This is a genomic window from Streptomyces sp. NPDC001443 (assembly GCF_053597355.1).
In genome coordinates, this window is the sequence record NZ_JBSFIA010000027.1 from 1 (window position 1) to 23,611 (window position 23,611).

General features: G+C 73.8%; 21 protein-coding genes. 11 read left to right on the forward strand and 10 right to left on the reverse strand.

What is annotated here, in order from left to right; all coding sequences use genetic code 11:
- Positions 1–252: 252 nt before the first annotated feature.
- Genes ACWC24_RS25710 through ACWC24_RS25730 form a run of 5 tightly spaced genes read right to left on the reverse strand, consistent with a single transcriptional unit; the run spans position 253 to position 5,739 of the window.
- Positions 253–1,050, reverse strand: coding sequence for a type III pantothenate kinase (locus ACWC24_RS25710; RefSeq protein ID WP_351622497.1), 798 nt, complete (start codon positions 1,048–1,050; stop codon positions 253–255).
- Positions 1,051–1,065: 15 nt separating this feature from the next.
- Positions 1,066–2,043: a carboxylating nicotinate-nucleotide diphosphorylase gene (gene nadC, locus ACWC24_RS25715; RefSeq protein WP_450665232.1), complete on the reverse strand. Its 978-nt coding sequence runs from the start codon at positions 2,041–2,043 to the stop codon at positions 1,066–1,068.
- Positions 2,044–2,048: 5 nt separating this feature from the next.
- Positions 2,049–3,806 (reverse strand): L-aspartate oxidase, encoded by a 1,758-nt coding sequence (locus tag ACWC24_RS25720; protein ID WP_450665233.1) that lies wholly within the window; start codon positions 3,804–3,806, stop codon positions 2,049–2,051.
- A complete protein-coding gene (gene panC, locus ACWC24_RS25725) occupies positions 3,803–4,795 on the reverse strand; it encodes a pantoate--beta-alanine ligase (protein ID WP_450665234.1) in 993 nt (330 codons plus the stop codon). Before panC ends, ACWC24_RS25720 begins: the two co-directional genes overlap by 4 nt.
- Positions 4,792–5,739 (reverse strand): Rossmann-like and DUF2520 domain-containing protein, encoded by a 948-nt coding sequence (locus tag ACWC24_RS25730; RefSeq protein WP_450665235.1) that lies wholly within the window; start codon positions 5,737–5,739, stop codon positions 4,792–4,794. The genes panC and ACWC24_RS25730 overlap by 4 nt, the downstream gene beginning before the upstream one ends.
- Positions 5,740–5,909: 170 nt before the next feature.
- Here ACWC24_RS25730 and ACWC24_RS25735 point away from each other — a divergent pair, with 170 nt between their 5' ends.
- Together ACWC24_RS25735 and ACWC24_RS25740 are read left to right on the forward strand one after the other, a co-directional pair.
- The gene (locus tag ACWC24_RS25735) at positions 5,910–7,139 is read left to right on the forward strand and encodes a threonine aldolase family protein (protein WP_450665236.1); all 1,230 of its coding nucleotides are present in this window, start codon (positions 5,910–5,912) and stop codon (positions 7,137–7,139) included.
- Between the two features lie 272 nt (positions 7,140–7,411).
- Positions 7,412–8,533, forward strand: a complete 1,122-nt coding sequence (locus ACWC24_RS25740; RefSeq protein WP_450665237.1) for a DUF5937 family protein — start codon at positions 7,412–7,414, stop codon at positions 8,531–8,533.
- A 42-nt stretch (positions 8,534–8,575) separates the two neighbouring features.
- Here the strand turns inward: ACWC24_RS25740 and ACWC24_RS25745 are convergent, their stop codons facing one another.
- Both ACWC24_RS25745 and ACWC24_RS25750 read right to left on the reverse strand, forming a co-directional pair.
- Positions 8,576–9,250, reverse strand: a complete 675-nt coding sequence (locus ACWC24_RS25745; RefSeq protein ID WP_450665238.1) for a response regulator — start codon at positions 9,248–9,250, stop codon at positions 8,576–8,578.
- Between the two features lie 147 nt (positions 9,251–9,397).
- Positions 9,398–10,600 carry a sensor histidine kinase gene (locus ACWC24_RS25750; protein ID WP_450665239.1) on the reverse strand — a complete coding sequence of 401 codons (1,203 nt, stop codon included), beginning with the start codon at positions 10,598–10,600 and terminating at the stop codon, positions 9,398–9,400.
- Between the two features lie 289 nt (positions 10,601–10,889).
- On the opposite strand from ACWC24_RS25750, the gene ACWC24_RS25755 reads away from it, so the two are divergent.
- On the forward strand, positions 10,890–11,855 hold the full coding sequence (locus ACWC24_RS25755; RefSeq protein ID WP_450665322.1) for an SAM-dependent methyltransferase: 966 nt from the start codon (positions 10,890–10,892) through the stop codon (positions 11,853–11,855).
- Here ACWC24_RS25755 and ACWC24_RS25760 read toward each other — a convergent pair.
- Positions 11,820–12,971 (reverse strand): NADH-quinone oxidoreductase subunit D, encoded by a 1,152-nt coding sequence (locus tag ACWC24_RS25760; protein WP_450665240.1) that lies wholly within the window; start codon positions 12,969–12,971, stop codon positions 11,820–11,822. The genes ACWC24_RS25755 and ACWC24_RS25760 overlap by 36 nt on opposite strands.
- A gap of 31 nt (positions 12,972–13,002) precedes the next feature.
- Here ACWC24_RS25760 and ACWC24_RS25765 point away from each other — a divergent pair, with 31 nt between their 5' ends.
- Positions 13,003–13,509, forward strand: a complete 507-nt coding sequence (locus ACWC24_RS25765; protein ID WP_450665241.1) for a PH domain-containing protein — start codon at positions 13,003–13,005, stop codon at positions 13,507–13,509.
- On the forward strand, positions 13,506–14,852 hold the full coding sequence (locus ACWC24_RS25770; RefSeq protein ID WP_450665242.1) for a PH domain-containing protein: 1,347 nt from the start codon (positions 13,506–13,508) through the stop codon (positions 14,850–14,852). The genes ACWC24_RS25765 and ACWC24_RS25770 overlap by 4 nt, the downstream gene beginning before the upstream one ends.
- 33 nt (positions 14,853–14,885) lie before the next feature.
- Here ACWC24_RS25770 and ACWC24_RS25775 read toward each other — a convergent pair whose 3' ends face one another.
- Both ACWC24_RS25775 and ACWC24_RS25780 read right to left on the reverse strand, forming a co-directional pair.
- Entirely contained in the window at positions 14,886–16,517 is a 1,632-nt protein-coding gene (locus tag ACWC24_RS25775; protein ID WP_450665243.1) for a hypothetical protein, read from the reverse strand.
- A gap of 73 nt (positions 16,518–16,590) precedes the next feature.
- Positions 16,591–17,718: an alpha/beta hydrolase gene (locus tag ACWC24_RS25780; RefSeq protein ID WP_450665244.1), complete on the reverse strand. Its 1,128-nt coding sequence runs from the start codon at positions 17,716–17,718 to the stop codon at positions 16,591–16,593.
- Positions 17,719–17,952: 234 nt separating this feature from the next.
- Here ACWC24_RS25780 and ACWC24_RS25785 point away from each other — a divergent pair, with 234 nt between their 5' ends.
- The 6 genes from ACWC24_RS25785 to ACWC24_RS25810 all read left to right on the forward strand — a co-directional run bounded on the left by ACWC24_RS25785 (position 17,953) and on the right by ACWC24_RS25810 (position 23,120).
- Positions 17,953–19,764, forward strand: a complete 1,812-nt coding sequence (locus ACWC24_RS25785; protein ID WP_450665245.1) for a phosphatidylglycerol lysyltransferase domain-containing protein — start codon at positions 17,953–17,955, stop codon at positions 19,762–19,764.
- A 153-nt stretch (positions 19,765–19,917) separates the two neighbouring features.
- Positions 19,918–20,823 (forward strand): dihydropteroate synthase, encoded by a 906-nt coding sequence (gene folP / locus ACWC24_RS25790; RefSeq protein WP_450665246.1) that lies wholly within the window; start codon positions 19,918–19,920, stop codon positions 20,821–20,823.
- Complete coding sequence (locus ACWC24_RS25795; protein ID WP_450665247.1) at positions 20,820–21,332, forward strand: nuclear transport factor 2 family protein; 513 nt, start codon at positions 20,820–20,822, stop codon at positions 21,330–21,332. Before folP ends, ACWC24_RS25795 begins: the two co-directional genes overlap by 4 nt.
- Before the next feature lie 250 nt (positions 21,333–21,582).
- Positions 21,583–21,942: a dihydroneopterin aldolase gene (gene folB / locus ACWC24_RS25800; RefSeq protein ID WP_450665248.1), complete on the forward strand. Its 360-nt coding sequence runs from the start codon at positions 21,583–21,585 to the stop codon at positions 21,940–21,942.
- On the forward strand, positions 21,939–22,550 hold the full coding sequence (folK, locus tag ACWC24_RS25805) for a 2-amino-4-hydroxy-6-hydroxymethyldihydropteridine diphosphokinase (protein ID WP_450665249.1): 612 nt from the start codon (positions 21,939–21,941) through the stop codon (positions 22,548–22,550). The genes folB and folK overlap by 4 nt, the downstream gene beginning before the upstream one ends.
- A gap of 84 nt (positions 22,551–22,634) precedes the next feature.
- A complete protein-coding gene (locus ACWC24_RS25810) occupies positions 22,635–23,120 on the forward strand; it encodes a DUF3180 domain-containing protein (protein ID WP_450665250.1) in 486 nt (161 codons plus the stop codon).
- The last annotated feature ends 491 nt before the right edge of the window (positions 23,121–23,611 follow it).

Consider the following 23,611-nt stretch of genomic DNA (forward strand, 5'->3'; position numbering starts at 1 on the left):
CGCCACCTGGGCCGGCCCGGTGATCGGCCGGCCCGCCGGACCCGTCCGGCGCCGCCCCAAGGCACCGGCCGGACCGCCCGCACGACCGCCGGACGCCCGCGAGGCGAGCCGGACCCCTCACGGCCCTCGGCCCGTTCCTCGCCGCACCGGCCCGCCGGGCACACGCGCGTGTCGCCCGGCCCCGGACGCGCAGACGGGCGGGGCGTTCCACAGGTTGGAACGCCCCGCCCGTCGGTCACGTCGTGTGCCGCCTCAGAGGCGGGAGACGTTCCGTTCGTAGACCATGCGCAGACCGATGAGGGTCAGCCACGGCTCGTGCTCGTCGATCACGGACGCCTCGCCCAGCACCATCGGCGCCAGCCCGCCGGTGGCGATCACCGTCACCTCTTCCGGGTCGTCCGCCAGCTCCCGTGCCATCCGGCTGACGACGCCGTCGACCTGTCCGGCGAACCCGTACACGATCCCGGCCTGCATCGCCTCGACCGTGTTCTTGCCGATCACGCTGCGCGGCCGGGCGACCTCGATCTTGCGCAGCTGGGCGCCCTTGACGCCCAGCGCCTCGACCGAGATCTCGATGCCGGGCGCGATGACCCCGCCCACGTACTCCCCGCGCGCGCTCACCGCGTCGAACGTGGTCGCCGTGCCGAAGTCGACGACGATCGCCGGACCGCCGTACAGCTCGACGGCCGCCACCGCGTTGATGATGCGGTCGGCGCCGACCTCCTTGGGGTTGTCGGTGAGGATCGGCACGCCGGTCTTCACCCCGGGCTCCACCAGCACCGCGGGCACGTCGCCGTAGTACCGGCGGGTGACCTCGCGCAGCTCGTGCAGCACGGACGGCACGGTCGCGCAGATGGCGATCCCGTCGATGCCGTCGCCCAGCTCCTCCCCCAGGAGCGGGTGCATGCCCATCAGGCCCTGGAGGAGCACCGCGAGTTCGTCCGCGGTGCGCCGGGCGTCCGTGGAGATCCGCCAGTGCTCGACGATGTCCTCGCCGTCGAACAGGCCGAGCACCGTGTGCGTGTTGCCTACGTCGATCGTCAGCAGCATGGCCGGTCCCGCTCCCTACTCCGCCGCCCGCAGATCCAGACCGATGTCCAGGATCGGCGAGGAGTGGGTCAGCGCCCCGACCGCCAGGAAGTCCACACCGGTGTCGGCGTAGGTCTTGGCGTTCTCCAGGGTCAGCCGGCCCGACGCCTCGAGGAGTGCGCGCTCGCGGACGATCCCGGCCGCCTCCGCGCACTGCTCCGGCGTGAAGTTGTCCAGCAGGATCAGGTCGGCGCCCGCCTCCACCACCTCGCGCAGCTGGTGCAGGGTGTCGACCTCGACCTCGACCGGTACGTCCGGGAAGGCCTCGCGCACGGCCGCGAAGGCCTGGGCGACGCCGCCCGCGGCGACCACGTGGTTGTCCTTGACCAGGGCCGCGTCGGACAGCGACATCCGGTGGTTCACACCGCCGCCGCAGCGCACCGCGAACTTCTCCAGCGAACGCAGGCCCGGAGTCGTCTTGCGAGTGTCGCGGACCTTCGCCTTCGTGCCCTCCAGCGCGTCCGCCCACGCGCGCGTGGCGGTCGCGATGCCGGACAGCCGGCACAGCAGGTTGAGCGCGCTGCGCTCGGCGGTCAGCAGGTCGCGCGTGCGCGTGGTGACCGACAGGAGCTGCTGCCCGGCCTCGACCCGCTCGCCGTCCTCCACGTGCCGCTCGACCTCGAACTCGTCCGTGCAGACGACCGAGATCACCGCCTCGGCGACCCTGAGCCCGGCCACGACACCCGCCTCGCGCGCGGTGAAGTCGGCGGTGGCCACGGCGTCCTCGGGGATGGTCGCGACCGTCGTGACGTCCACGCCGTTGTCCAGGTCCTCCTGGATGGCGACGTTGGCGATGTCCTCGACCTCCAGCGGGTCGAGCCCCGCCTCGGTCAGGAGCTGCGCGAGCGCGGGGTCGAGCCCGCACTCCAGGTATTCCTCGCCGGTGTCCGCGCCGCAGGCACAGCCGTCGCCGCAGCCGTCGGACGAGGCGAGGGGAAGGTCGGAGGTACTCACTGCTGTCACTGCTCCTGGGGACGGTGCGTGGCGGTCCCCGCCGCCCCGGCGGGGCCGGCGGCGAAGGGGAGGGTCGGGGGGAAGTCTGCGGTGTCCGTGGTGTGCACGGCCAGCGAGCGGTCCGGATTCAGCCGTACGACGATGTGGCGCCGCCATGCGCTGTCGTCGCGGTCGGCGTGGTCCTCGCGCCAGTGGCAGCCGCGGGTCTCCTCGCGCTGCCCGGCGGCGGCCACCAGGACGCGGGCCACGCACAGGAGGTTGGTGGCCTCCCAGGTGTCGACGCCGGGCTCGGCGGTCTTGCCGTTCTCGTCGAGGGCGTCGCGGGCCTCGCTGTGCAGCCGCTGGAGCTGTCCGGCGGCCCGGGCGAGGGAGTCGGCGGAGCGCAGCACGCCGGCGCCCTCGGTCATGATCCGCTGGATCGCGAACCGGTCCTCGGGGGCGAGCAGCGGGTGGGCCGGCTTCTCGGGCTGCGCGACCGGTGCGGGCACGCGCGCGTGCAGCCCGTCGCGGGCCCGCCCGCTCGTGATGTCGGCGACGATGCGCTCGGCGTAGACCAGGCCCTCAAGGAGGGAGTTGGAGGCGAGCCGGTTGGCGCCGTGCACGCCGGTGCAGGCGACCTCGCCGCAGGCGTACAGGCCCGGCACCGTCGTACGGCCGTGGGAGTCGGTGCGCACCCCGCCGGAGGCGTAGTGGGCGGCCGGGGCGATCGGGATGGGCTCGTGCACCGGGTCGATGCCGTGGGCGCGGCAGGCGGCCAGGATCGTCGGGAAGCGGTGCTCCCACATCTCGGCGCCGAAGTGCCGGGCGTCGAGGAACATGTGCTCGGCGTCCTGCTCCAGCATCCGCCGCGTGATGCCCTTGGCGACGATGTCGCGCGGCGCCAGTTCGGCCAGCTCGTGCTGACCCACCATGAAGCGCACGCCGTCGGCGTCGACCAGGTGGGCGCCCTCGCCGCGCACGGCCTCGGAGACCAGCGGCTGCTGGCCCTCGGCGTCGGCGCCCAGGAACAGCACGGTCGGGTGGAACTGCACGAACTCCAGGTCGGAGACCTCCGCGCCGGCCCGCAGGGCGAGCGCCACGCCGTCGCCGGTGGACACGGACGGGTTGGTGGTCGCGGAGAACACCTGGCCCATGCCGCCGGTGGCGAGGACCACGGTGGGCGCGTGCACGGCGCCCACGCCGTCGTGCTGGCCCTCGCCCATCACGTGCAGGGTGACGCCCGCCGTGCGGCCGTCGGCGTCCGTCAGCAGGTCCAGCACGAGCGCGTTCTCGATCGCGCGCAGTCCGCGCGCGTGGAGCGCCTCGACCAGCGCCCGGGAGATCTCGGCGCCGGTCGCGTCGCCGCCCGCGTGCGCGATGCGGCGGCGGTGGTGGCCGCCCTCGCGGGTGAGTTCCAGCCTGCCCTCGGCGGACTCGTCGAAGTGGGCGCCGGTCTCGATCAGCCGCCGCACGGCGTCGGGGCCCTCGGTGACGAGGATCCGTACGGCCTCCTCGTCGCACAGGCCCGCGCCCGCGACCAGCGTGTCGTCCAGGTGCTGCTCGGGGGTGTCGCCCTCGCCGAGGGCCGCGGCGATACCGCCCTGCGCCCAGCGGGTGGAGCCGTCGTCGAGCCGCGCCTTGGTGACGACGACCGTCGTCAGGCCCGCGGCCTGGCAGCGCAGCGCGGCGGTCAGCCCGGCCACTCCGGAGCCGACGACCACCACGTCCGCGGAGATGGACCACCCGGGCGCGGGCGCGTGCAGTCGTATGCCTGTGCTGGTCACGAGGCGGCTCCGAAGGTGAGAGGAAGGTTGTCGATCAGCCTGGTGGTGCCGACCCGGGCGGCCACGGCGAGGACGGCCTCGCCGGTGAAGTCGTCGTCGATCTCGGTGAAGTCGGACGGGTCGACGAGCGCGAGGTAGTCCAGTTCGAGCGGCGGGTCCAGCCGGGCGGCGTCGTCGAGCACCAGCCGCGCGGCGGCGCGCACGGCGGCCGCGCAGCCGGGCACGGCCTTGGCGACGGCGTGGGTGTCGGCGGCCGCGCGGGACTCCCCGATGGCACTGAGCGCCTGGGCACGCGCGTGCGTGACGGGTGTCGCGCGGGCCCGGGCGCGCAGCGCCTCCTGGGCCGCGTGCCGGTCATGGCCCGCGAAGAGGGCCTGGGACAGGGCGAGGGCGGTGCGCCGCTGCTCGGGCGAGAGGTAGCGGTTGCGGCTGGACAGGGCCAGCCCGTCCTCCTCGCGCACGGTCGGCACGCCGACGATCTCGATGCCGAAGTTCAGGTCCCGCACCATGCGCCGGACCAGGGCGAGCTGCTGGGCGTCCTTCTGCCCGAACAGCGCCACGTCGGGCCGGGTGAGGTGCAGCAGCTTGCCGACCACGGTGAGCACGCCGTCGAAGTGGCCGGGGCGGGTGGCGCCCTCCAGCCGTTCGCCCATGGGGCCCGCGCCGATCCGGACCTGCGGTTCGCCGCCCGGGTAGACCTCGTCCACGGACGGGGCGAAGACGACGTCGGCGCCCGCCTGCTCGGCGAGCTCGAGGTCGGCCTCCAGGGTGCGCGGGTAGCGGTCGAGGTCCTCGCCCGCGCCGAACTGCAACGGGTTCACGAAGACCGTGACCACGACCTCGCCGTCCGGACCGGCGAGCTCGCGCGCGGTGCGGATCAGGGTGGCGTGCCCCTCGTGCAGGGCGCCCATGGTCATCGCGACGGCTCGGCGGCCCGCGGGCACGCGTGCGTGCAGCTCTTTCGCGGTGTGCAGCAGGGTGGTGGTCATCCGGCGGCTCCTTCGGTGCCGTGGGTCCCGTCGGTGCGGTCCGCCCCGTCGGCGAGTACCCCGAGCAGGTCCTCCGCGAGTTCCGGCTTCAGCAGTCCGTGGGCGAGCGCCCGGTCGGCGGTCGCGCGGGCCATCGCCAGATAGCCGGCGACGGTCCCCGGGGCGTGCTCGCGCAGCTGGCCGATGTGCGCGGCGACCGTGCCCGCGTCCCCGCGCGCGACGGGGCCGGTCAGCGCCGCGTCGCCGGAGCGCAGGGCGTTGTCGAGGGCGGCGCCGAGCAGCGGGCCGAGCATCCGGTCGGGCGCGTCGACGCCGGCCGTGCGCAGCAGTTCCATGGACTGGGCGACGAGGGTGACCAGGTGGTTGGCGCCGAGCGCGAGGGCCGCGTGGTAGAGCGGCCGGTTCTCCTCGGCGATCCACTCCGGCTCGCCGCCCATCTCGATGACGAGGGCCTCGGCGGCCAGCCGCAGCTCGCCGGGGGCGGTGACGCCGAACGAACAGCCGGCCAGCCGCTGCACGTCCACGGGGGTGCCGGTGAAGGTCATCGCGGGGTGCAGGGCCAGCGGCAGGGCGCCCGCGCGCAGGGCGGGGTCCAGCACCTTCGCGCCGTACCGCCCGGAGGTGTGCACGAGCAGCTGTCCGGGGCGCACGGCGCCGGTCTCGGCGAGTCCCGTCACCAGGCCGGGCAGGGTGTCGTCCGGGACGGTCAGCAGCACCAGCTCGGCGCGGCGCAGGACCTCGGCGGGCGGCACGACCGGCACGTCGGGCAGCAGCAGCGCGGCCCGCCTGCGGGAGGCGTCGGAGACCCCGGAGACGGCCACCGGGCGGTGGCCGGCGAGCTCCAGGGACGCGGCCAGCACGGGACCCACCCGGCCGGCGCCGACGACGCCGACGGTGAGCCGCGCGGGGCGGTCCCTGGGGTCTGGCTGTTGGACTGTACTCACGCGACCGTGACCTTCCCGTTCCAGTCCGCTCTGGGTACCGGACGATTTCTCGTCATGTTAACGCGATCGGTCCCACCCGGTCCGGTTGTCCACAGGCTGTGGGTTTCCGGGCCGGCCCGGATCCGCCGTGCGTGTGCCCGCGCGGACCCGCGCACGGCATGATCCAGGGCATGGACGAGACGACGGAACAGGGCACGCGGGACGCGCAGGACACCGGGGACGCGAAGGACGCGGGGGACGCGGGGACGTCGGCCCGGTCCCTGGGCGAGCGGCGCTCGGCCGTCCTGCGGGAGGCCCGGCGCACGCTGTCGCGCGCGGGTGCCCGGAGCACGCTGCGCGAACGGCTGACGTACCTGCACGAGACGGCACCCGAGGTGTACGACCTCGACGAACCGGCGGACATCTACGGCAACGGGGTCGTGGAGCGCCTGGAGGAGCGGGTCGCCGCCCTGCTGGGCACGGAGGCCGCCGCGTTCTTCCCGACCGGCACGATGGCCCAGCAGGTGGCCCTGCGCTGCTGGGCGGGCCGCACCGGGAACAGCGCGGTCGCGCTGCACGCACTGGCGCACCCCGAGGTGCACGAGCGGCACGCGCTCAGCCAGATCAGCGGGCTGCGTCCGGTACGGCTGACGAACGAACCGCGGCTGCCGACCGCCGACGAGGTGCGCGACTTCCCGGAGCCCTTCGGGACACTGATGCTGGAACTGCCGCTCATGGACGCCGGTTTCGTCCTGCCCGCCTGGGAGGAGCTCGGCGCGGTCGTGGAGGCGGCGCGCGAGCGGGACGCCGTGGTGCACTTCGACGGCGCGCGGCTGTGGGAGTCCACCGTCCATTTCGGCCGCCCGCTGGCGGAGATCGCGGGCCTCGCGGACAGCGTCTACGTCTCGTTCTACAAGTCAATCGACGCCTTCGGCGGCGCGGCGATCGCCGGACCCGCCACGCTGGTGGAGGAGGCGAAGGTCTGGCGGCACCGGTACGGCGGCCTGGTGTTCCAGCAGTTCCCCACGGTGCTGTCGGCCCTCGTCGGCCTCGACCGCGAGCTGCCCCGGCTGCCCGACTACGTACGCCACGCGCGCGTGGTGGCCGACGCCCTGCGGACGGGGTTCCTCGAGGCGGGGGTGCCGTGGGCGCGGGTGCACCCGGAGCGGCCGCACACCCACGAGTTCCAGGTGTGGTTGCCGTACGAGGCGGACCTGCTCTCCGAGGCCGCGGTGCGCCAGGGCGAGGAGACGGGGACCCTGCTCTTCGCCTCCGGCTGGCGGCCCGGCGGTCCGGGCCTGGCCTTCACCGAGGTCGGTGTGCGCGCCACCGGTCTGGAGTGGACGCCTCGGGACGTGACGGCGGCCGTCGGCGACTTCGTGTCCCGGCTGCGCCGGACGGACGACCGCACCGCCGGCTGAACGACCCCGCGGACCCGGGTCGGACGGCCGTCCGGCCCGGACGGGCCACCCGGACCGTGGCCGGGGGTCGCGGGCCGCGCTGCCGACGACCGCGGCCGACCCGGCAGGGGCGCGCGGACGGTACGGCCGACGGCCGCGGTCAACCCCGCCGGGGGCCGCGGACAGCACCCCCGACGGCCGCGGTCGACGCGGCCGGGGCCGACGGCGCGGCCGACGGCCCCGGACGGCGTTGTCGGTGGTGGAGTGCACCATGGGGGCATGAGCGTGGGCACATGAGCGTGAGCATCGACATCGCGGGGCTGCGGCCGGAGAGGGTCACCGTCGTGCCCTCCCCGCTGGCCGAGCTCGGCATGGCGCTGCACGCCCTTGCCGAGCCGGGGCACCATCCCGAACTCCAGGGCTGGGTGACGAGCGTCACCAGTCGGCTCGACCCGCACCTGGCCGACCGGATGTGCGAGGCCGACTTCCTGTGGCGTACGACGTTCTCGGACCTTTTCCTGCCGTTCGCGGGCATCCCGGGCCGCGGCACGCTCCCGGGCGCCACGCTCCCCGGCGCCACGCTCGCCGACGACCTCGACCTCCTGGACCGACTGACGGACGAACAGTTCGTGGACGCGGCCATGGAGTTCACGTGGACGCTGAGCTACGACGTCAAGGCCCCGGACCTGCTCGCCGACGCCGACGCCCGCCGCCGCACACTGGAGATCGCCGCATCCCGCGGACCGCAGCAGGTGCGTTTCGCGCAACGGCTGCTCGACGACCCGCCCAGCGTCCGGGCCTGGCTGCGGCGGTTCCTGGAGGACTGCGACGAGGCGTTCTTCGACGAGGCCTGGTCCCGGCTGCGCCACCAGCTCACGGCGGACGCCCGGCACAAGACGGAGCTGCTGCGGCACAGGGGGATGGCCGAGGCGCTGACCGCGGTCTCCCCGGTCGTGACGGTCGACGAGGATGCCGGGCGGATCCTCGTGGACAAGCTCGTCCAGGGCCGCACGACCACGGCGGGCGGCGGCCTCCTGCTGGTGCCGACCAGCTTCGGCCGGCCCCATCTGACGGTGCTGCACCGCTACGGATGGCAGCCGCTGCTCCAGTACCCGGTCGGATCGCCCGGGCCGGCCTCCGCCCCCTCGGTCGAACAGCTCGCCCTGCGGATGTCCGCGCTGTCCCACCCCGTGCGGATGCGCATCTGCCGCCATCTGGCGCGCAGCGAGTACACCACCGGCGAACTGGCCCGGGCGCACGGCGTGACGGCACCCGAGATCTCCCGGCACCTCGGGGTGCTGAAGAAGGCGGGCCTGGTCATCACCCGGCGGCGCGGCCGGTACGTCCTGCACCAGCTGGACGTCCCCGTGGTGGCCCGGCTGGGCAGCGACTTCCTGGAGGGGATCCTCCGCTAGGGCGTGCCGGGAGGCGGGAGGACCGACGACCGGGCGCCGGGGTCAGCCGTGGCCGCCGCCGGCCCGCACCAGGCCCGTCTCGTAGGCCAGGACCACCACCTGCACCCGGTCCCGCAGCCCCAGCTTCGTCAGGATGCGGCCCACGTGCGTCTTGACGGTCGCCTCGGACAGCACCAGCCGGGCCGCGATCTCCCCGTTGGACAGCCCCTGGGCGACCAGCACCATCACCTCGCGCTCCCGGTCGGTGAGCCGCTCCAGCTCGGTCAGCCGCGGCTCCTTGCCGGTGGAGGGCAGCATCGGCGCGAAGCGGTCGAGGAGGCGGCGCGTGGTGGAGGGGGCGACCACGGCGTCACCGCTGTGCACCGAGCGGATCGCGGCCAGCAGTTCGGCGGGCGGCACGTCCTTGAGCATGAACCCGGACGCGCCCGCCTTCAGGCCCGAGAAGGCGTACTCGTCGAGGTCGAACGTGGTCAGGATGAGCACCTTCGGCGGCTCGGGCTCCGAGCAGATCCGGCGGGTGGTCTCGACCCCGTCGAGCTTCGGCATACGGACGTCCATCAGGACGACGTCGACCTCGCAGGAACGCAGCACCTGAAGCGCCTCGACCCCGTCGCCCGCCTCCGCGACGACCTCCATGTCCGGCTGGGCGGCGAGCACCATCCGGAATCCGGTGCGCAGCAGCACCTGGTCGTCGACGAGCATCACGCGGATCGTCATGAGCCTCTTCCGTTTCGTGGTTCGCGGTTGAGCGGTTCGCGGTCGGGCGGTTCTCGGCCGGGCGGTCCCGGTCGGGCGGCCTGCTCGCGGTCGGCGGGTCGGGCGAGCGGGGGCGTGACAGGTGTCAACGGGGGGCGCGCGTCGGCGTCAATGCGCGGGTTTGAGCGGGAGCAGGGCACTGATGCGGAATCCTCCGCCCGGTCGCGGGCCCGCGTCGAGGGTGCCGCCGACCATGCCCACGCGCTCGCGCATGCCTATCAGGCCGTGCCCCCGGCCGTCGGCGCCGCCCTCCTCGTACAGCTCGTGCGGGGCGCCCTTCCCGTCGTCCTCGACGAGCAGGCCGAGTCCGTCGTCGAAGTAGACCAGGCGCACGCTCGCACCGGCGTTCGGCCCGCCGTGCTTGCGGGTGTTGGTGAGCGCCTCCTGCACGATGCGGTACGCCGTGAGCTCGACGCCGCTGGGCAGCGGGCGCGGTGTGCCCTCGATCTTGAAGTCGACGGGCAGCCCCGCGTCCCGGCACTGCTCGACGAGGTCCTCGATCTGCTGGACGTCGGGCTGCGGCACGTACTCCCCGACCTCCTGGTGCTCCCCGGTCCGCAGCACCCCCAGCAGGCGGCGCATCTCGGCGAGTGCCTGGCGGCCGGTGGAGGAGATCGTCTCCAGGGCCTTCCTCGCCTGGTCGGGTGCCGCGTCGAGGACGTAGGCGGCGCCGTCGGCCTGCACCACCATCACCGACACGTTGTGCGCGACCACGTCGTGCAGCTCGCGCGCGATCCGGGCGCGCTCGGCGGCGACCGCGACCTTCGACTGCGCCTCGCGCTCCTTCTCCAGGCGCGCGGCCCGCTCCTCCAGTTGCGCGAAGTAGGCGCGTCGGGTGCGCATGGAGTCGCCGAGCACCCAGGCGAGGGCGAACGGCACGGTCTGGAAGATCACGATCGCCAGGTTGCCCACGGCGCTCGAGTTCTCGTTCGGCCACCGCAGCTGGGCCAGGGTGGCCGCGACCAGGCCCATGCCCAGGGCGAGCCAGGACGCCCAGCGGGCGCCGGTCGCGGCGACCGTGTAGACGATCACCAGCATGGCGAAGTCGGCGGCCGTCGTCTCGACGTCCAGCACGAGCTGCGCCAGTCCGAGCACGACCGTCAGCAGCAGCATCTGCACCGGCAGCCGCCGGCGCAGGGCGACCACCAGGCACAGCAAGAACGTCACCGGGATGATCCGGACCGGGGAGTCGGTGCCCGCGGTCTCCGCGCGGGCGGCTCCACCCGCGACCGAGATCCCGAACAGTACGGCAGCCCAGAAGCTGTCGACCCAGGTCGGGTGTCTGCGGATGAGGTCATAGAGGCGCTGCACGCCACCCAGCGTAGGGAAGCCTGATGTGGGTGGGGGTCAACCGGAGGGCCGATCCGTGCCCGACGCGCGTACTCCGCAAGGTGGAGGCCGTGATCGGCACGACGCCTAGTCTGTCCGGGTGGAGCAGGACACGACGGACCCGGCAGACGCGACGGACCGCACCGCGACGGCCCGCACGGGGGCGGCGAGCCCGGCGGACCCGGCGGACGGAACAGACCCGGCGGACGGGACGGGCGCCGCGGATCCGGACGGCGGGTGGCGCGGCTGGCGGGCGGCGACCGAGGACGCCCTGTACGGGCCGGACGGCTTCTACCGGCGGCCGGAGGGCCCCGCCGGTCACTTCCGTACGTCGGTGCACGCCTCTCCGCTCTTCGCCGAGGCCGTGGCCCGGCTGCTGTGCCGCGTCGACGAGGCCCTGGGCCGGCCCGCCGCGCTCGACTTCGTCGACCTGGCCGCCGGCCGCGGTGAGCTGGTCCGCGGGGTGCTCGCCGCGCTCCCCGCGGACGTCGCCGCCCGCACGCGCGCGTGCGCCGTCGAGATCGCGGACCGTCCGGCCGGTCTCGACCCCCGGATCGGCTGGTTGCCCGAGCCGCCGCGGGAGGTCACCGGGCTGCTGTTCGCCAACGAGTGGCTGGACAACGTGCCCGTGGACGTCGCCGAGGTGGACGCGGCGGGCGTGGCACGACTGGTGCTGGTCCGGGCGGACGGCGCCGAACGGCTCGGCGAACCGGTCCGGGGAGCGGCTGCGGACTGGCTCGCGCGCTGGTGGCCGCTGCCGGACGAGGAGGGGCTGCGCGCGGAGATCGGGCTCCCCCGGGACCGCGCGTGGTCGGCCGCCGTCTCCCGCGTGGCGCGGGGGCTCGCGGTGGCCGTGGACTACGCGCACACCGCGGACGCGCGCCCCCCGTTCGGGACGCTGACCGGCTTCCGGGAGGGGCGCGGGACGGTGCCCGTGCCGGACGGTTCGTGCGACATCACGGCGCATGTCGCGCTGGACGCCTGCGCGCTCACGGGCGCACGCCGTCTCACGCAACGCGCGGCGCTGCACTGCCTGGGCCTCACCGGCGTACGCCCCCCGCTCGCGCTCGCCTCCAGCGACCCGGCGGCGTACGTCCGCGCTCTCGCGCACGCCGGAGAGGCCGCCGAACTGACCGCGCCCGGAGGGCTGGGCGACTTCGGGTGGCTCCTTCAGCCGGTGGGGATCACGGACCCGCGCGCCCTACTTGTCGATGTCCCCGACCACGAAGAACAGTGAGCCGAGGATGGCGACCATGTCCGCCACCAGCGTGCCCGGCAGCAGCTCGGTCAGCGCCTGGATGTTGTTGTACGAGGCGGACCGCAGCTTCAGCCGGTACGGGGTCTTCTCGCCCTTGCTGACCAGGTAGTACCCATTGATGCCGAGCGGGTTCTCGGTCCACGCGTAGGTGTGGCCCTCGGGCGCCTTCAGGACCTTCGGCAGCCGCTGGTTGATCGGTCCGGGCGCCAGCCCGGCGAGCCGGTCGAGGCAGGCGTCGGCGAGGTCCAGCGCGTTGTGCGTCTGGTCCAGGAGGCACTCGAAGCGGGCCAGGCAGTCGCCCTCCTGCCGGGTGACGACCTTCAGGGTGTCCTGGAGCTCTCCGTAGGCGAGGTAGGGCTCGTCGCGGCGCAGGTCGAAGTCGACCCCGGAGGCGCGCGCGATCGGCCCGCTCACGCCGTACGCGTGCACGGTCCGCGCCGTGAGGGCGCCCACGCCCCGCGTACGCCCGCGGAAGATCTCGTTGCCGAGCACCAGGTCGTCGTAGACGTCCATGCGCGAGCGCACGGCGGCCACCGCGGCACGGGCGCGCCCCGCCCAGCCGGCCGGCAGGTCCTCCTTCAGGCCGCCGACACGGTTGAACATGTAGTGCATGCGCCCGCCGGAGACCTCCTCCATGACGTTCTGGAGGACCTCGCGCTCACGGAACGCGTAGAACACCGGGGTGATGCCGCCCAGCTCCAGCGGGTACGACCCGAGGAACATCAGGTGGTTGAGCACCCGGTTCAGCTCCGCGAGGAGCGTGCGGGTCCACACCGCGCGCTCGGGCACCTCCATGCCGAGCATGCGCTCCACCGCGAGGACCACGCCCAGTTCGTTCGAGAACGCCGACAGCCAGTCGTGGCGGTTGGCGAGCATGATGATCTGGCGGTAGTCGCGTGCCTCGAAGAGCTTCTCGGCACCGCGGTGCATGTAGCCGATCACCGGCTCCGCGCTGACGATGCGCTCGCCGTCCAGCACCAGCCGCAGGCGCAGCACCCCGTGCGTGGAGGGGTGCTGCGGCCCGATGTTGAGCACCATGTCGGTGCTCTCCGCGGCGCCGCCGATCCCGACCGTGGTCTCCGTCGTGGGAGTCATGGACACAGTCTCCCCTACGTACGCTGGCCCCATGGAGACGGGGAGCCCGGGTGAGGCCGGGGCGACAGGGGACGAGCCGGTGGTGTGGACGGCGCTGCCGCCCGGACTGCTGCGGATGCGACGGTTGCTGCTGGTGGTGGGGCTGGGGTCGGCCGCCCTCGCCGTCGGACTGCTGCTCGGACTGCTGGCGGGACCCGCCTGGGCGGCCTTCGCGCTGCTGCCGCTGGCGGCGGCCGGGTGGGGCTGGGTGATGCTCGGCCGCAACTGGCGCTCCTGGCGGTACGCCGAGCGCGCCGACGACCTGCTGCTCAGCCGGGGCGTGCTGTGGCGCACGGAGACCGTCGTGCCGTACGGGCGGATGCAGTTGGTCGAGGTGACCTCCGGTCCCGTCATGCGGTGGTTCGGGCTGGCCGGGGTGCAGCTGCACACGGCCGCCGCCGCGACCGACGCGACCGTCCCCGGCCTGGAACCGGCCGAGGCGCAGCGGCTGCGCGACCGGCTCACCGAGCTCGGCGAAGCCCGGTCGGCGGGGCTGTGACGGCGCCGGACACCGGTCACGACCTGCGTGCGCCGCGGCCCGTGACCGAGCGGCGGCTGCATCCCGTCACACCGTTCCGGCGGGCGTGGGCGCCGGTCGCGGTGATCGTGGGATGGGCGGCGCACGACCCCGACCAGGCGCAGGCGCAGCTCACCCGGCTGACCACGACGACCCTGCTGGTCGCCCTCGCCGTGTTCGTCCCGGCCGCCTGCCTCTACGGCTTTCTCACCTGGTGGTGCACCCACTTCTCGGTGACCGACACCGAACTGCGCATAAGGACCGGCCTGTTGTTCCGGCGCACCGCGCACATCCGGCTGGAGCGCATCCAGGCGGTCGACGTCACCCGGCCGCTCCTCGCGCGCGTGGCGGGCGTCGCCAAGCTCAGGCTCGACGTCGTCGGCACGGACAAGAAGGACGAGCTCGCCTTCCTGGGCGAGGGCGAGGCGCGCAGGCTGCGGGCCGAACTGCTCGCGCGGGCGGCAGGTTTCGCGCCCGAGACGGCCCACGAGGTCGGCGAGGCGCCGTCCCGGGAACTGCTGCGCGTGCCCGCGCGCGACCTCGCCGTCTCGCTGCTGCTGACCGGCGCGACCTGGGGCGCGGCGGCCGCCGCGCTCGTCGTGCCGCCGGTGCTGTGGCTGGCCACCCACAGCGTGTGGACGGTCCTCGCGACCGGTGTGCCCCTGCTCGGCGCGGCGGGCGCGCGCAGCGTGGGGCGGTTCGCGGGTGAGTACGACTGGACGCTGGGCGAGTCGCCGGACGGGCTGCGCATCGACCACGGCCTGCTGGACCGCGCGCACGAGACGGTGCCGCCGGGACGCGTGCAGACCGTGCGGATCGTGCAGCCGCTGCTGTGGCGGCGGCGCGACCGGGTGCGGGTGGAGCTGGACGTGGCCGGGTCGTCCGGTTCCGTACTGATACCGGTGGCGCCGCGCGCGCTCGCCGACGCGGTCGTCGCGCGCGTGCTGCCCGGGGTGACCGTGCCGGCCGCCACGGCCATGACCACGGCGGCGGCCCGGCCGCCGCGGCGGGCCGGGCGGTGCGTGCCGGTGTGGTGGCGGGGCTACGGACTGGCGGTCACCGACGCGGTGTTCGCCGCCCGGCACGGGCTGCTGCGGCGCACCGTGGCGCTGGTGCCGCACGCCAAGGTGCAGAGCGTACGGCTGACGCAGGGGCCCTGGCAGCGGTTGTGGCGGGTCGCCGACGTGCACGTGGACACGGGGGCCGGCAAGTCGGTGACCGCCCGGCTGCGGGACGCCCGGGAGGCCGCGGAACTGCTGCGCGGACAGGCGGAGCGTTCGCGTACGGGACGCGAGGACGCCCGGCCGGACAGGTGGATGGCCTGAGCGGACGCCGGGCGTCTGGGGCTTGTCGTTTCGTCAGGACGCCGCGCTGCTGCGCAGTCCCTGGAGGTCGATCTGCTCCGTCTCGTCGTGCTCCGTCAGGTCGATGACCTGGCCGGCGTCACGCGCCTGCGGATCCACCGGCGCGAACTCCCCTTCCGTCGCCTTGTGCACGGCGATGGCCTCCTCGCCGACCACATCGGCGAGGTCCTCGTTCTGCACGGCGTCCAGGGCGGACGGCTCCGCGGCCTTCTGCATGCCGAAGAAGTCGAACCCGCCCTCCGTCGTCGGCCTGCGCACGGGCGCGGCGGCCGGTACGACGGCCACGGCGGTCGGCACGGTGAAGTGCCCGGAGGGCCGGTGCACGGGAGCGGGGGACTTCGCCGGCGCCGGCAACTGCGGGCGGGACCGGTCCGCTTGGGGTGCCTGGGCGGCCTGAGGGGCGGCCTGAGGGACCGTTTCCCTCCGGGCGACGGCCGTGCTCGCGGCGGGAGCCGTCTCCGGCCGCGCCACGGTGTCGGTCCGGTCGGCCGTGCGTGCCTCGGGGACACCCGTCTCCCGGGCGGCGGCCGCTCGCGGGGTGCCGGTGTCCTCGGCGGTGACGTCCGCTTCCGGGCGGGCCGTCGCTTCCGGGGAAACGGTCTCGTCCGGGGTGACCGACTCCTCCCGGGCGGCCACATCGGTGGCGGCGGCCTCTTCGCGGGCGGCGGCCTCTTCGCGGGTGGCGCTCTCCATGTCCGCCGTGGGTTCGGCGGCCGCACGCTGGTGCTCGTCGACCGCCTCGGGCTTCCCCTGTGCCTCGTCCTCCTGCACGGCCTCCGCGCGGAGCGCGACCTCGGCGCCGGAACCGGCGGGCTTGGCGGGCGCGTCCACGGCGGCCTCGGCGTCGAACCGGGTCAGCGCCGCCTTCGCCCGCAGGAACAGCTTCGACCCCTCGGGGGAGAAGGCCCCCGGAGCCACCGACGCCCCCTCGTCGACCGTCGCCTCGTCCGCGACGTCGTCCTCGTCCTCGACGTCGGCATCGACCTCGACGTCGGCATCGACCTCGATATCGGCATCGGCGTCGGCGTCGGCGTCGGCGTCGGCATCGATGTCGCGCTCCGCCTCGGCCTCGACGTCGGTCTCGGCGTCGGTCTCGGCCGGGGCAGCCACAGCCTCGGTCTCCTCCGCCGCGGACGAAGCCGTCCCCGGCGGCAGTGCCCGCGCGGGGGCCGCGCTCTCTATCTCCAGCAGCCGACGGCCCTCCAGGGCGGTCGCCCGCTCGGTCTCCGCCGTCGCGTACCGCCGCAGCAGCGCGGCGTGCTCGTTGCGCAGCCGGGTCAGTTCGGCGCGCTTCGCCCGCAGCCGCTGCTCCAGCTTCACGCGCAGCTCGCGCGACTCCTCGAGGTCGGTCTCCAGTTCGGCGACACGTTCCTCGTGCCGCCAGTCGTCACTCGCACGCGCGCGGGTGAGGTCGGCGACCTGTTTGCCCGCCTGGGCGTCCCAGCGGCGCATGACGACGGCGCCCAGGACGGCCGTCGTCGCGGCGGCCGCGGCCAGACCGCGGAGCACCATCGCCTGCGAGAACACCCAGGGGGCGAAAGCGCAGACGACGGAGACGCCGGCGATCACCGAAGGCGGCAACAGCCTGTGCAGGGGCGGGGAATGGCGGTGACGTCCACGTGGCATGGCCAGAAACTTACCGCGCGTAGGCAAGTGATGGTGACCCGCGGCACAAAAACGCAGCCATACCGAAGCCTTTTCAGCCTTCGCCCAGTCGCCCGCTGATCCACTGCAACGTCGCGGGGATCTCCCGGCGCCAGGTATTGAAGTTGTGTCCGCCGCTTTCGAGGATGATCGACGAGATCCGTGTCAGGTTCGTCGCCTGCACCCGTTCTATGAACTTCAGCGTGGTTTTGTAGTTGGATTCGCCGGCCTTGCTGCTGGTGACGAGCAGCGAAGTGTCCGGCGCCGGCTGGTGCTTGACGAACCACATCAGGTCCGCCCGCCGGCGCAGCAGCTCGTCGCCGTGGAAGAGATCGCCGGTGGTGGGGTCGTGGGGCGCCTTGTAGTACGGCGACAGGCCCGCGCCCGCCGCGTAGACGCCGGGGTGGTGCATGGCGAGCTTCAGCGCGCAGTAACCGCCGGTGGAGTCGCCGATGATGCCCCAGCTGCCCGGTTTCCCGCCCGCCCGGTAATGCGCCCGTACCGCGTCCGGCAGATCCTCGGCGAAGAACGACTCGGTCTGCGGTCCGCCCGGGACGTCCACGCACTCCGTGTCACGCGGCGGCGCCACGGTCGGCCGCAGCATCACCAGGATCATCGGCTGCATACGGCCGTCCTTGGCGAGTTCCCGCGCCGTGCGCGGATAGTTCAATTTGTCCACCAGCGCCTCGGCGGTGCCCGGATATCCGGTGAGGACCACCGCCACGGGAAACGTGCGCGTGCGGTAGGCCGACTGGAAGTACTCCGGCGGCAGATACACGTACGCGGGGGTGGCGATGCGTGTCCTGCGGCCGAAGACGTCGATCTTCTGGATCTGCCCGCCGACCTGCGGCCGGGCACTGCCCTGATCCGTCACCGGGCTGGTGCCGACCACCTCCAGCGGGCCGCCCGAGCCGCGGCCCACCGTGTGGTTGACGACCACGCCCTGGCCTCTCTCGCGCCCGAACAGGTCCGCCCAGTCCGCGTAGAACCCGAAGGCCTGGTTGACCGCCAGCCCCACACAGACGAACACCGACACCTGGGTGACGAGCAGGAGCCCCACCCGGCCGACGACCGCCCACCAGGTGCGCCCGGCCAGCCGCGGCCACCACCACACCGTGCCGACGAACAGCAGCACGGCGAGCACTATCGCCAGTACCAGCACCTTGTTGCTCGTGAGCCCCATAAGGCTTTCCCGCCTGCGCTTCCCGTCCGGGCACCCCCGCGCGACACGATCTTTCGTGAGCGCTTGTCCCGGACTTTCCTCTGCCTTTGACGCGGCTTTGTCGAAAGGAGTGAACCTCTCCCCCCGAGACACCGTCCTAGAGGGCGCAATGTCGCCGGATGCCCTGAAACGGCACCGGATTCAAGGTCTCTCGCAGAACCACGGGATGCGATGTCTGTCAGGGAAGATGGGGAAATGTCGGGCGGGGTTCCGAACCGATCAAGCCGAGTGCGGCGCGTCCTGCGAGGGCCGCGCCCCGAGTCCGTGCCCGCCGTCGTCGGCAGAGCGTGTGCCCTGGTCGGTGCCCTGGACATCGCCGCGGGCGTCTTCCCGCGCTTCCGGCACAGCCGTATGCACTCCATGGCCGAGGTGCTGCCCGGCTCGGTCGGCCCGTTCGCGGCCGCGCTCTCGCTCAGCAGCGGCGTACTGCTGCTCCTGCTCGCCCACGGCCTCAAGCGCGGCAAGCGCCGGGCCTGGCGGGCCGCGGTGGCGCTGCTGCCCGCGGGTGCCGTCGGGCAGTTCACGTACCGGCACTCCCCGGTCGGAGTGCTGATCTCGCTCGCCCTGCTCGCACCGCTGCTGCTGCACCGCGACCAGTTCGCCGCCCTGCCCGATCCGCGCAGTCGGTGGCGTGCTCTTGCCAACTTCGTTCTCATGAGTGCCGGTTCCCTCGCGCTCGGACTCGTCATCGTCAGCGTCCACCCGCATCGCATGATCGGCGACCCGAGCCTGGCCGACCGCCTGACCCACGTGCTGTACGGCCTCTTCGGCTTCGAAGGACCCGTCGACTACCAGGGCAACACCTCCTGGACGGTCGCCTTCTCCCTCGGCGCCCTCGGCCTGCTCACCGCGGTCACCACGATCTACTTCGCCTTCCGCCCCGAGCACCCGGCCGCCCGTCTCACCGAGGAGGACGAGGCCCGGCTGCGCGACCTGCTGGCCAGGCACGGCCGCCGCGACTCCCTCGGCCACTTCGCGCTGCGTCGCGACAAGGCCGTCGTCTTCTCCCCCAGCGGCAAGGCCGCGGTGACCTACCGCGTCGTCTCCGGTGTGATGCTCGCCAGCGGCGACCCCATCGGGGACGTCGAGGCCTGGCCCGGCGCCATCGAGCGCTTCATGGACGAGGCCAGGGCCCACTCCTGGACCCCGGCCGTCATGGGCTGCTCGGAGACGGGCGGGGAGGTGTGGACCCGCGAGACCGGCCTCGACGCCCTCGAACTGGGCGACGAGGCGGTGGTGGACGTCGCGGATTTCTCGCTCGCCGGCCGCGCGATGCGCAACGTGCGCCAGATGGTCAAGCGCATCGAGCGCGCCGGTTACGAGACCCGAGTGCGGCGCGTGGGTGACCTCGGCGAGGCCGAGCTGGAGCGCGTGCGGCAGGCCGCGGCCGCCTGGCGCGGCACCGACACCGAGCGCGGCTTCTCCATGGCCCTCGGCCGGATCGGCGACGCCTCCGACGCCGACTGCCTGATCGCCACCGCCCACAAGGCCGACGCGGAACCGGGACCGTACGGCGACCTGAAGGCCGTGCTGCACTTCGTGCCCTGGGGCACCGACGGCGCCTCGCTCGACCTCATGCGGCGCGACCGCTCGGCCGACCCCGGCATGAACGAGCTCCTCATCGTCGCCGCGCTCCAGGCCGCCCCGAAGTTCGGCATCGCGCGCGTGTCGCTCAACTTCGCGATGTTCCGCTCGGCGCTGGCCCGCGGCGAGAAGATCGGCGCGGGCCCGGTGCTGCGCGCCTGGCGCGGGCTGCTGGTCTTCCTCTCCCGCTGGTTCCAGATCGAGTCCCTGTACAAGTTCAACGCCAAGTTCCAGCCCCGGTGGGAGCCGCGCTTCGTCGTCTACCGCGCCTCCGCCGACCTGCCCCGCATCGGCTTCGCGGCCATGCAGGCCGAGGGCTTCGTGAACCTGGCGCTGCCGCTTCCGGGCTTCCTGCGCCGCCGCTCGGCCAGCCCTCGCCCGTGCGCGCACGGACTGGCGGAGCAAGGTATCCACGCGGCCTGAGCGTCCGGGCCGGTCACTGCCTCGGGCCCGGACGCGGGCCCGCCCGTGGCTCGCGCACGGGCCCGGACGCGGGCCCGCCCGTGGCTCGCTGCGGGCATCCGGCCCACGGGCCGTGCGGGTCTTGCGGCCCTGTCCTGGGCCTACGCTGAACATATGAGCAAGCAGAGCGGACGCGGGCGCGTGGCGGGTCTTCCGGACTGGGACCGCTGCGCGGTCATGGGGGTCGTGAACGTGACCCCCGATTCCTTCTCCGACGGCGGCCGCTGGTTCGACACCACGGCCGCGGTCAAGCACGGCCTCGGGCTGGTCGCCGAGGGCGCGGACCTGGTCGACGTCGGCGGTGAGTCCACCCGTCCCGGCGCCACCCGCGTCGACGAGGCGGAGGAGCTCAAGCGCGTCGTCCCGGTGGTCCGCGGACTCGCCTCCGAAGGTGTCGTCGTCTCCGTCGACACCATGCGCGCCTCCGTCGCCGCCCAGGCGCTCGCGGCCGGCGCCCGCCTGGTCAACGACGTCAGCGGCGGCCTCGCCGACCCCGCGATGATCCCCGTCGTGGCCGAGACGGGCGCCCCCTTCGTCGTCATGCACTGGCGCGGCTTCCTCCACGGTGAAGCCGTCCACGGCACCTACGAGGACGCCGTCACCGAAGTCGTCGACGAGCTGCACGCACGCGTGGAGGCAGTCCTCGCGGGCGGCATCGCCCCCGACCGCGTCGTCGTCGACCCCGGGCTCGGCTTCTCCAAGGAGGCCGAGCACGACCTGGCCCTGCTCGCCCGTCTCGACCGGCTGCGCGCCCTCGGCCACCCCCTGCTCGTCGCCGCCTCCCGCAAGCGGTTCCTCGGGCGGGTCCTGGCGGGCCCGGAGGGCGCCCCGCCCCCGGCCCGCGAGCGCGACGCGGCGACGGCCGCCGTCTCCGCGCTCGCCGCGCAGGCCGGCGCCTGGGCGGTCCGGGTGCACGAGGTACGCGCGACCGCGGACGCCGTACGCGTCGCCCGCGCCGTGGAAGGCGCCCGCACCCCGAGCGGCGTCCCGGGTGCCGACTCCGCCGAGGGAGCCCTGTGAGCGCCCCCCACACCGACGTGGAGCAGGTCGAGGCCGCCAACACCGCCTTCTACGAGACTCTGGAGCGCGGCGACTTCGAGGAGCTGACCTCGCTCTGGCTGACCCCCGCCGACCTCGGCGTCGACGAGGAGTACCACGACCCGGCCGACGCCGGCGTGATCTCCTGCGTGCACCCGGGCTGGCCCGTGCTCACCGGCCGCGGCGAGGTCCTCAGGTCGTACGCGCTGATCATGGCGAACACGGAGTACATCCAGTTCTTCCTCACCGACGTGCATGTCTCCGTCACGGGCGACACGGCCCTGGTGAACTGCACCGAGAACATCCTCAGCGGCGGCCCCGCCCCGAAGGACGGTGAGGAGCTGGGACCCCTCGTCGGCCAGCTCGTGGTCGCCACGAACGTGTTCCGCCGCACGGCCACCGGCTGGAAGCTCTGGTCGCACCACGCCTCGCCGGTGCTGGCCGAGACCGGCGAGGAGGACGACGAGGAGACCCCCCGCACCCCCTCCTGAAGGGGTGCGGGACCGTCTGAACCGAAGAAGTGTGGTTGGGATCACGGCCCGCCGGGTAGAAGCGGCTACCGGCCCGTGAGCCCGCCGGGTTTCCCGGGGGAAACCTCCGAGGAAACTTTCGGGGCCGGCCGGGGCCGGTGCGCCGTCGGCCCGGCACTGTCAGTGCTCGCAGGTAGATTCGTTTGAGGCCGGTGTGCCGCGCGCACACGGTACGGACCGGCCGTCACCGACGATTGCAGGAGTGATTCGCGTGGATCGTGTCGCGCTGCGCGGCCTGAAGGCCCGCGGGCACCACGGTGTGTTCCCCAAGGAGCGCGAGGAGGGCCAGACCTTCATCGTGGACCTCGTCCTCGGCCTGGACACCCGGCCGGCCGCGGCCGACGACGACCTGACGAAGACCGCGCACTACGGCATCGTGGCGGAGGAGGTCGTGGCCATCGTCGAGGGCGAGCCCGTCAACCTCATCGAGACGCTCGCCGAGCGCATCGCCGCGGTCTGCCTGAAGCACGAGGGGGTCGAGGAGGTCGAGGTCTGCGTCCACAAACCGGACGCCCCGATCACCGTCCCGTTCGACGACGTGACCGTCACCATCATCCGGAGCCGAGTATGAGCGCATCCCTCACCGGGGGTCACAGCGACCCGACCGTACAACCGGTACCCGCCTCCGTCGTCGAGAAGGTCGACGCCGCCGACACCACGCTGCACAACCCGCAACGGGCGGTGCTCTCCCTCGGCTCGAACCTCGGCAACCGTCTGGAGACCCTCCAGGCCGCCGTCGACGCGCTGGAGGACACCCCCGGCGTGCGCGTGAAGGCCGTCTCGCCGGTGTACGAGACGGAGCCGTGGGGCGTCGAGCCCGGCAGCCAGCCGTCGTACTTCAACGCGGTCGTGGTCCTGAAGACCACCCTGCCGCCGTCCTCGCTGCTGGAGCGGGCCCACGCGATCGAGGAGGCCTTCCACCGCGTGCGCGACGAGCGCTGGGGCCCGCGCACCCTCGACGTCGACATCGTTGCCTACGCCGACACGGTCAGCGACGACCCGCGGCTCACCCTCCCGCATCCGCGCGCCCACGAGCGCGCCTTCGTCCTCGCCCCCTGGCACGACGTGGACCCCGAGGCCGAGCTGCCCGGCCTCGGCCCGGTCGCCGGCCTCCTGGACATCGTCACCAGGGACGGGGTCACGGCACGCGAGGACCTGGAACTCCGGCTGCCCGAGTAGTCGTTAGGGTCTAGACGACCACAAGGTCGGCCCACCGGGTGCGGGCCGTCCACGACCGCTGTCCGGGGGAGCTGAAGGAACACCGTGAGAGAGCTTCGCATCAGGGTGCTGGCAGGCGTGTTCGTCGTCGCCGGAGTGCTCTCCTGGGCGGGCGCCCGCCTGTGGAGCGCGCTGGGGACCCTCCCCAGCGTCCCGCTGGCCGCCCCCATCGTCCTCGCCGTGATCGCGGTGATCCTCCTCGCCACGGCCCTGTCGATCCGCGCCCGTCTCAAGGCGCAGCGCGAGCGCCGCCCCGACGCCAAGGGCGTGGATCCGCTGATGGCGGCCCGCGCGGTCGTCTTCGGCCAGTCCAGCGCCCTGGTCGCCGCTCTCGTCGCCGGCATGTACGGCGGCACGGGGGTCTTCCTGCTGGAGTCCCTCGACATCCCCGCCCGCCGCGACCAGGCCATCTACGCCGGCTTCTCGGTGCTGGCCGGGTTCGGCGTCATAGCGGCGGCCCTCTTCCTGGAGCGCGTGTGCCGCCTCCCGGAGGACGACGAACACGACAACGGCGCGGCCACGACGGCATAGCGTCCGCGCCGGGCCGGCGACGGCCCGGGGCCGGTCCAGGATCGGAGATCCGCGACGCCCCAGGGCCCGTCCGATCCACGACGGCCGCCTCCGAGGCCCCGGCCGGAAGAGCGGCCCGCGCATCCGACCCGCGCACCCGACCCGAGTCCGGGCCACCGGGCCGCCCGGCCGGTCGACGGGAGCCCGGTCACAGGCCCAGAGCCGGAGTCCGACCGGGACAGCCGTCAGGCCGAGGCCGCCGTCAGGCCGAGGCCGCCGTCAGGCCGAGGCCGCCGTCAGACCGAGGCAGCCGTCAGACCGAGGCAGCCGTCAGACCGAGGCCGCCGTCAAGCCGAGGCCGCCGTCAAGCCGAGGCCGCCGTCAGGCCGGGCTCCGAGCCGCGGAGCCCGCCAGCCGGAGTCGGAGTCCCGGCCGAAGGGGGCGCCGGTCGACGTCCGGCCGCGGCACCCACCGACCTATGTCCGGCCGCGAGGCCGTCGGCCGACGACCGG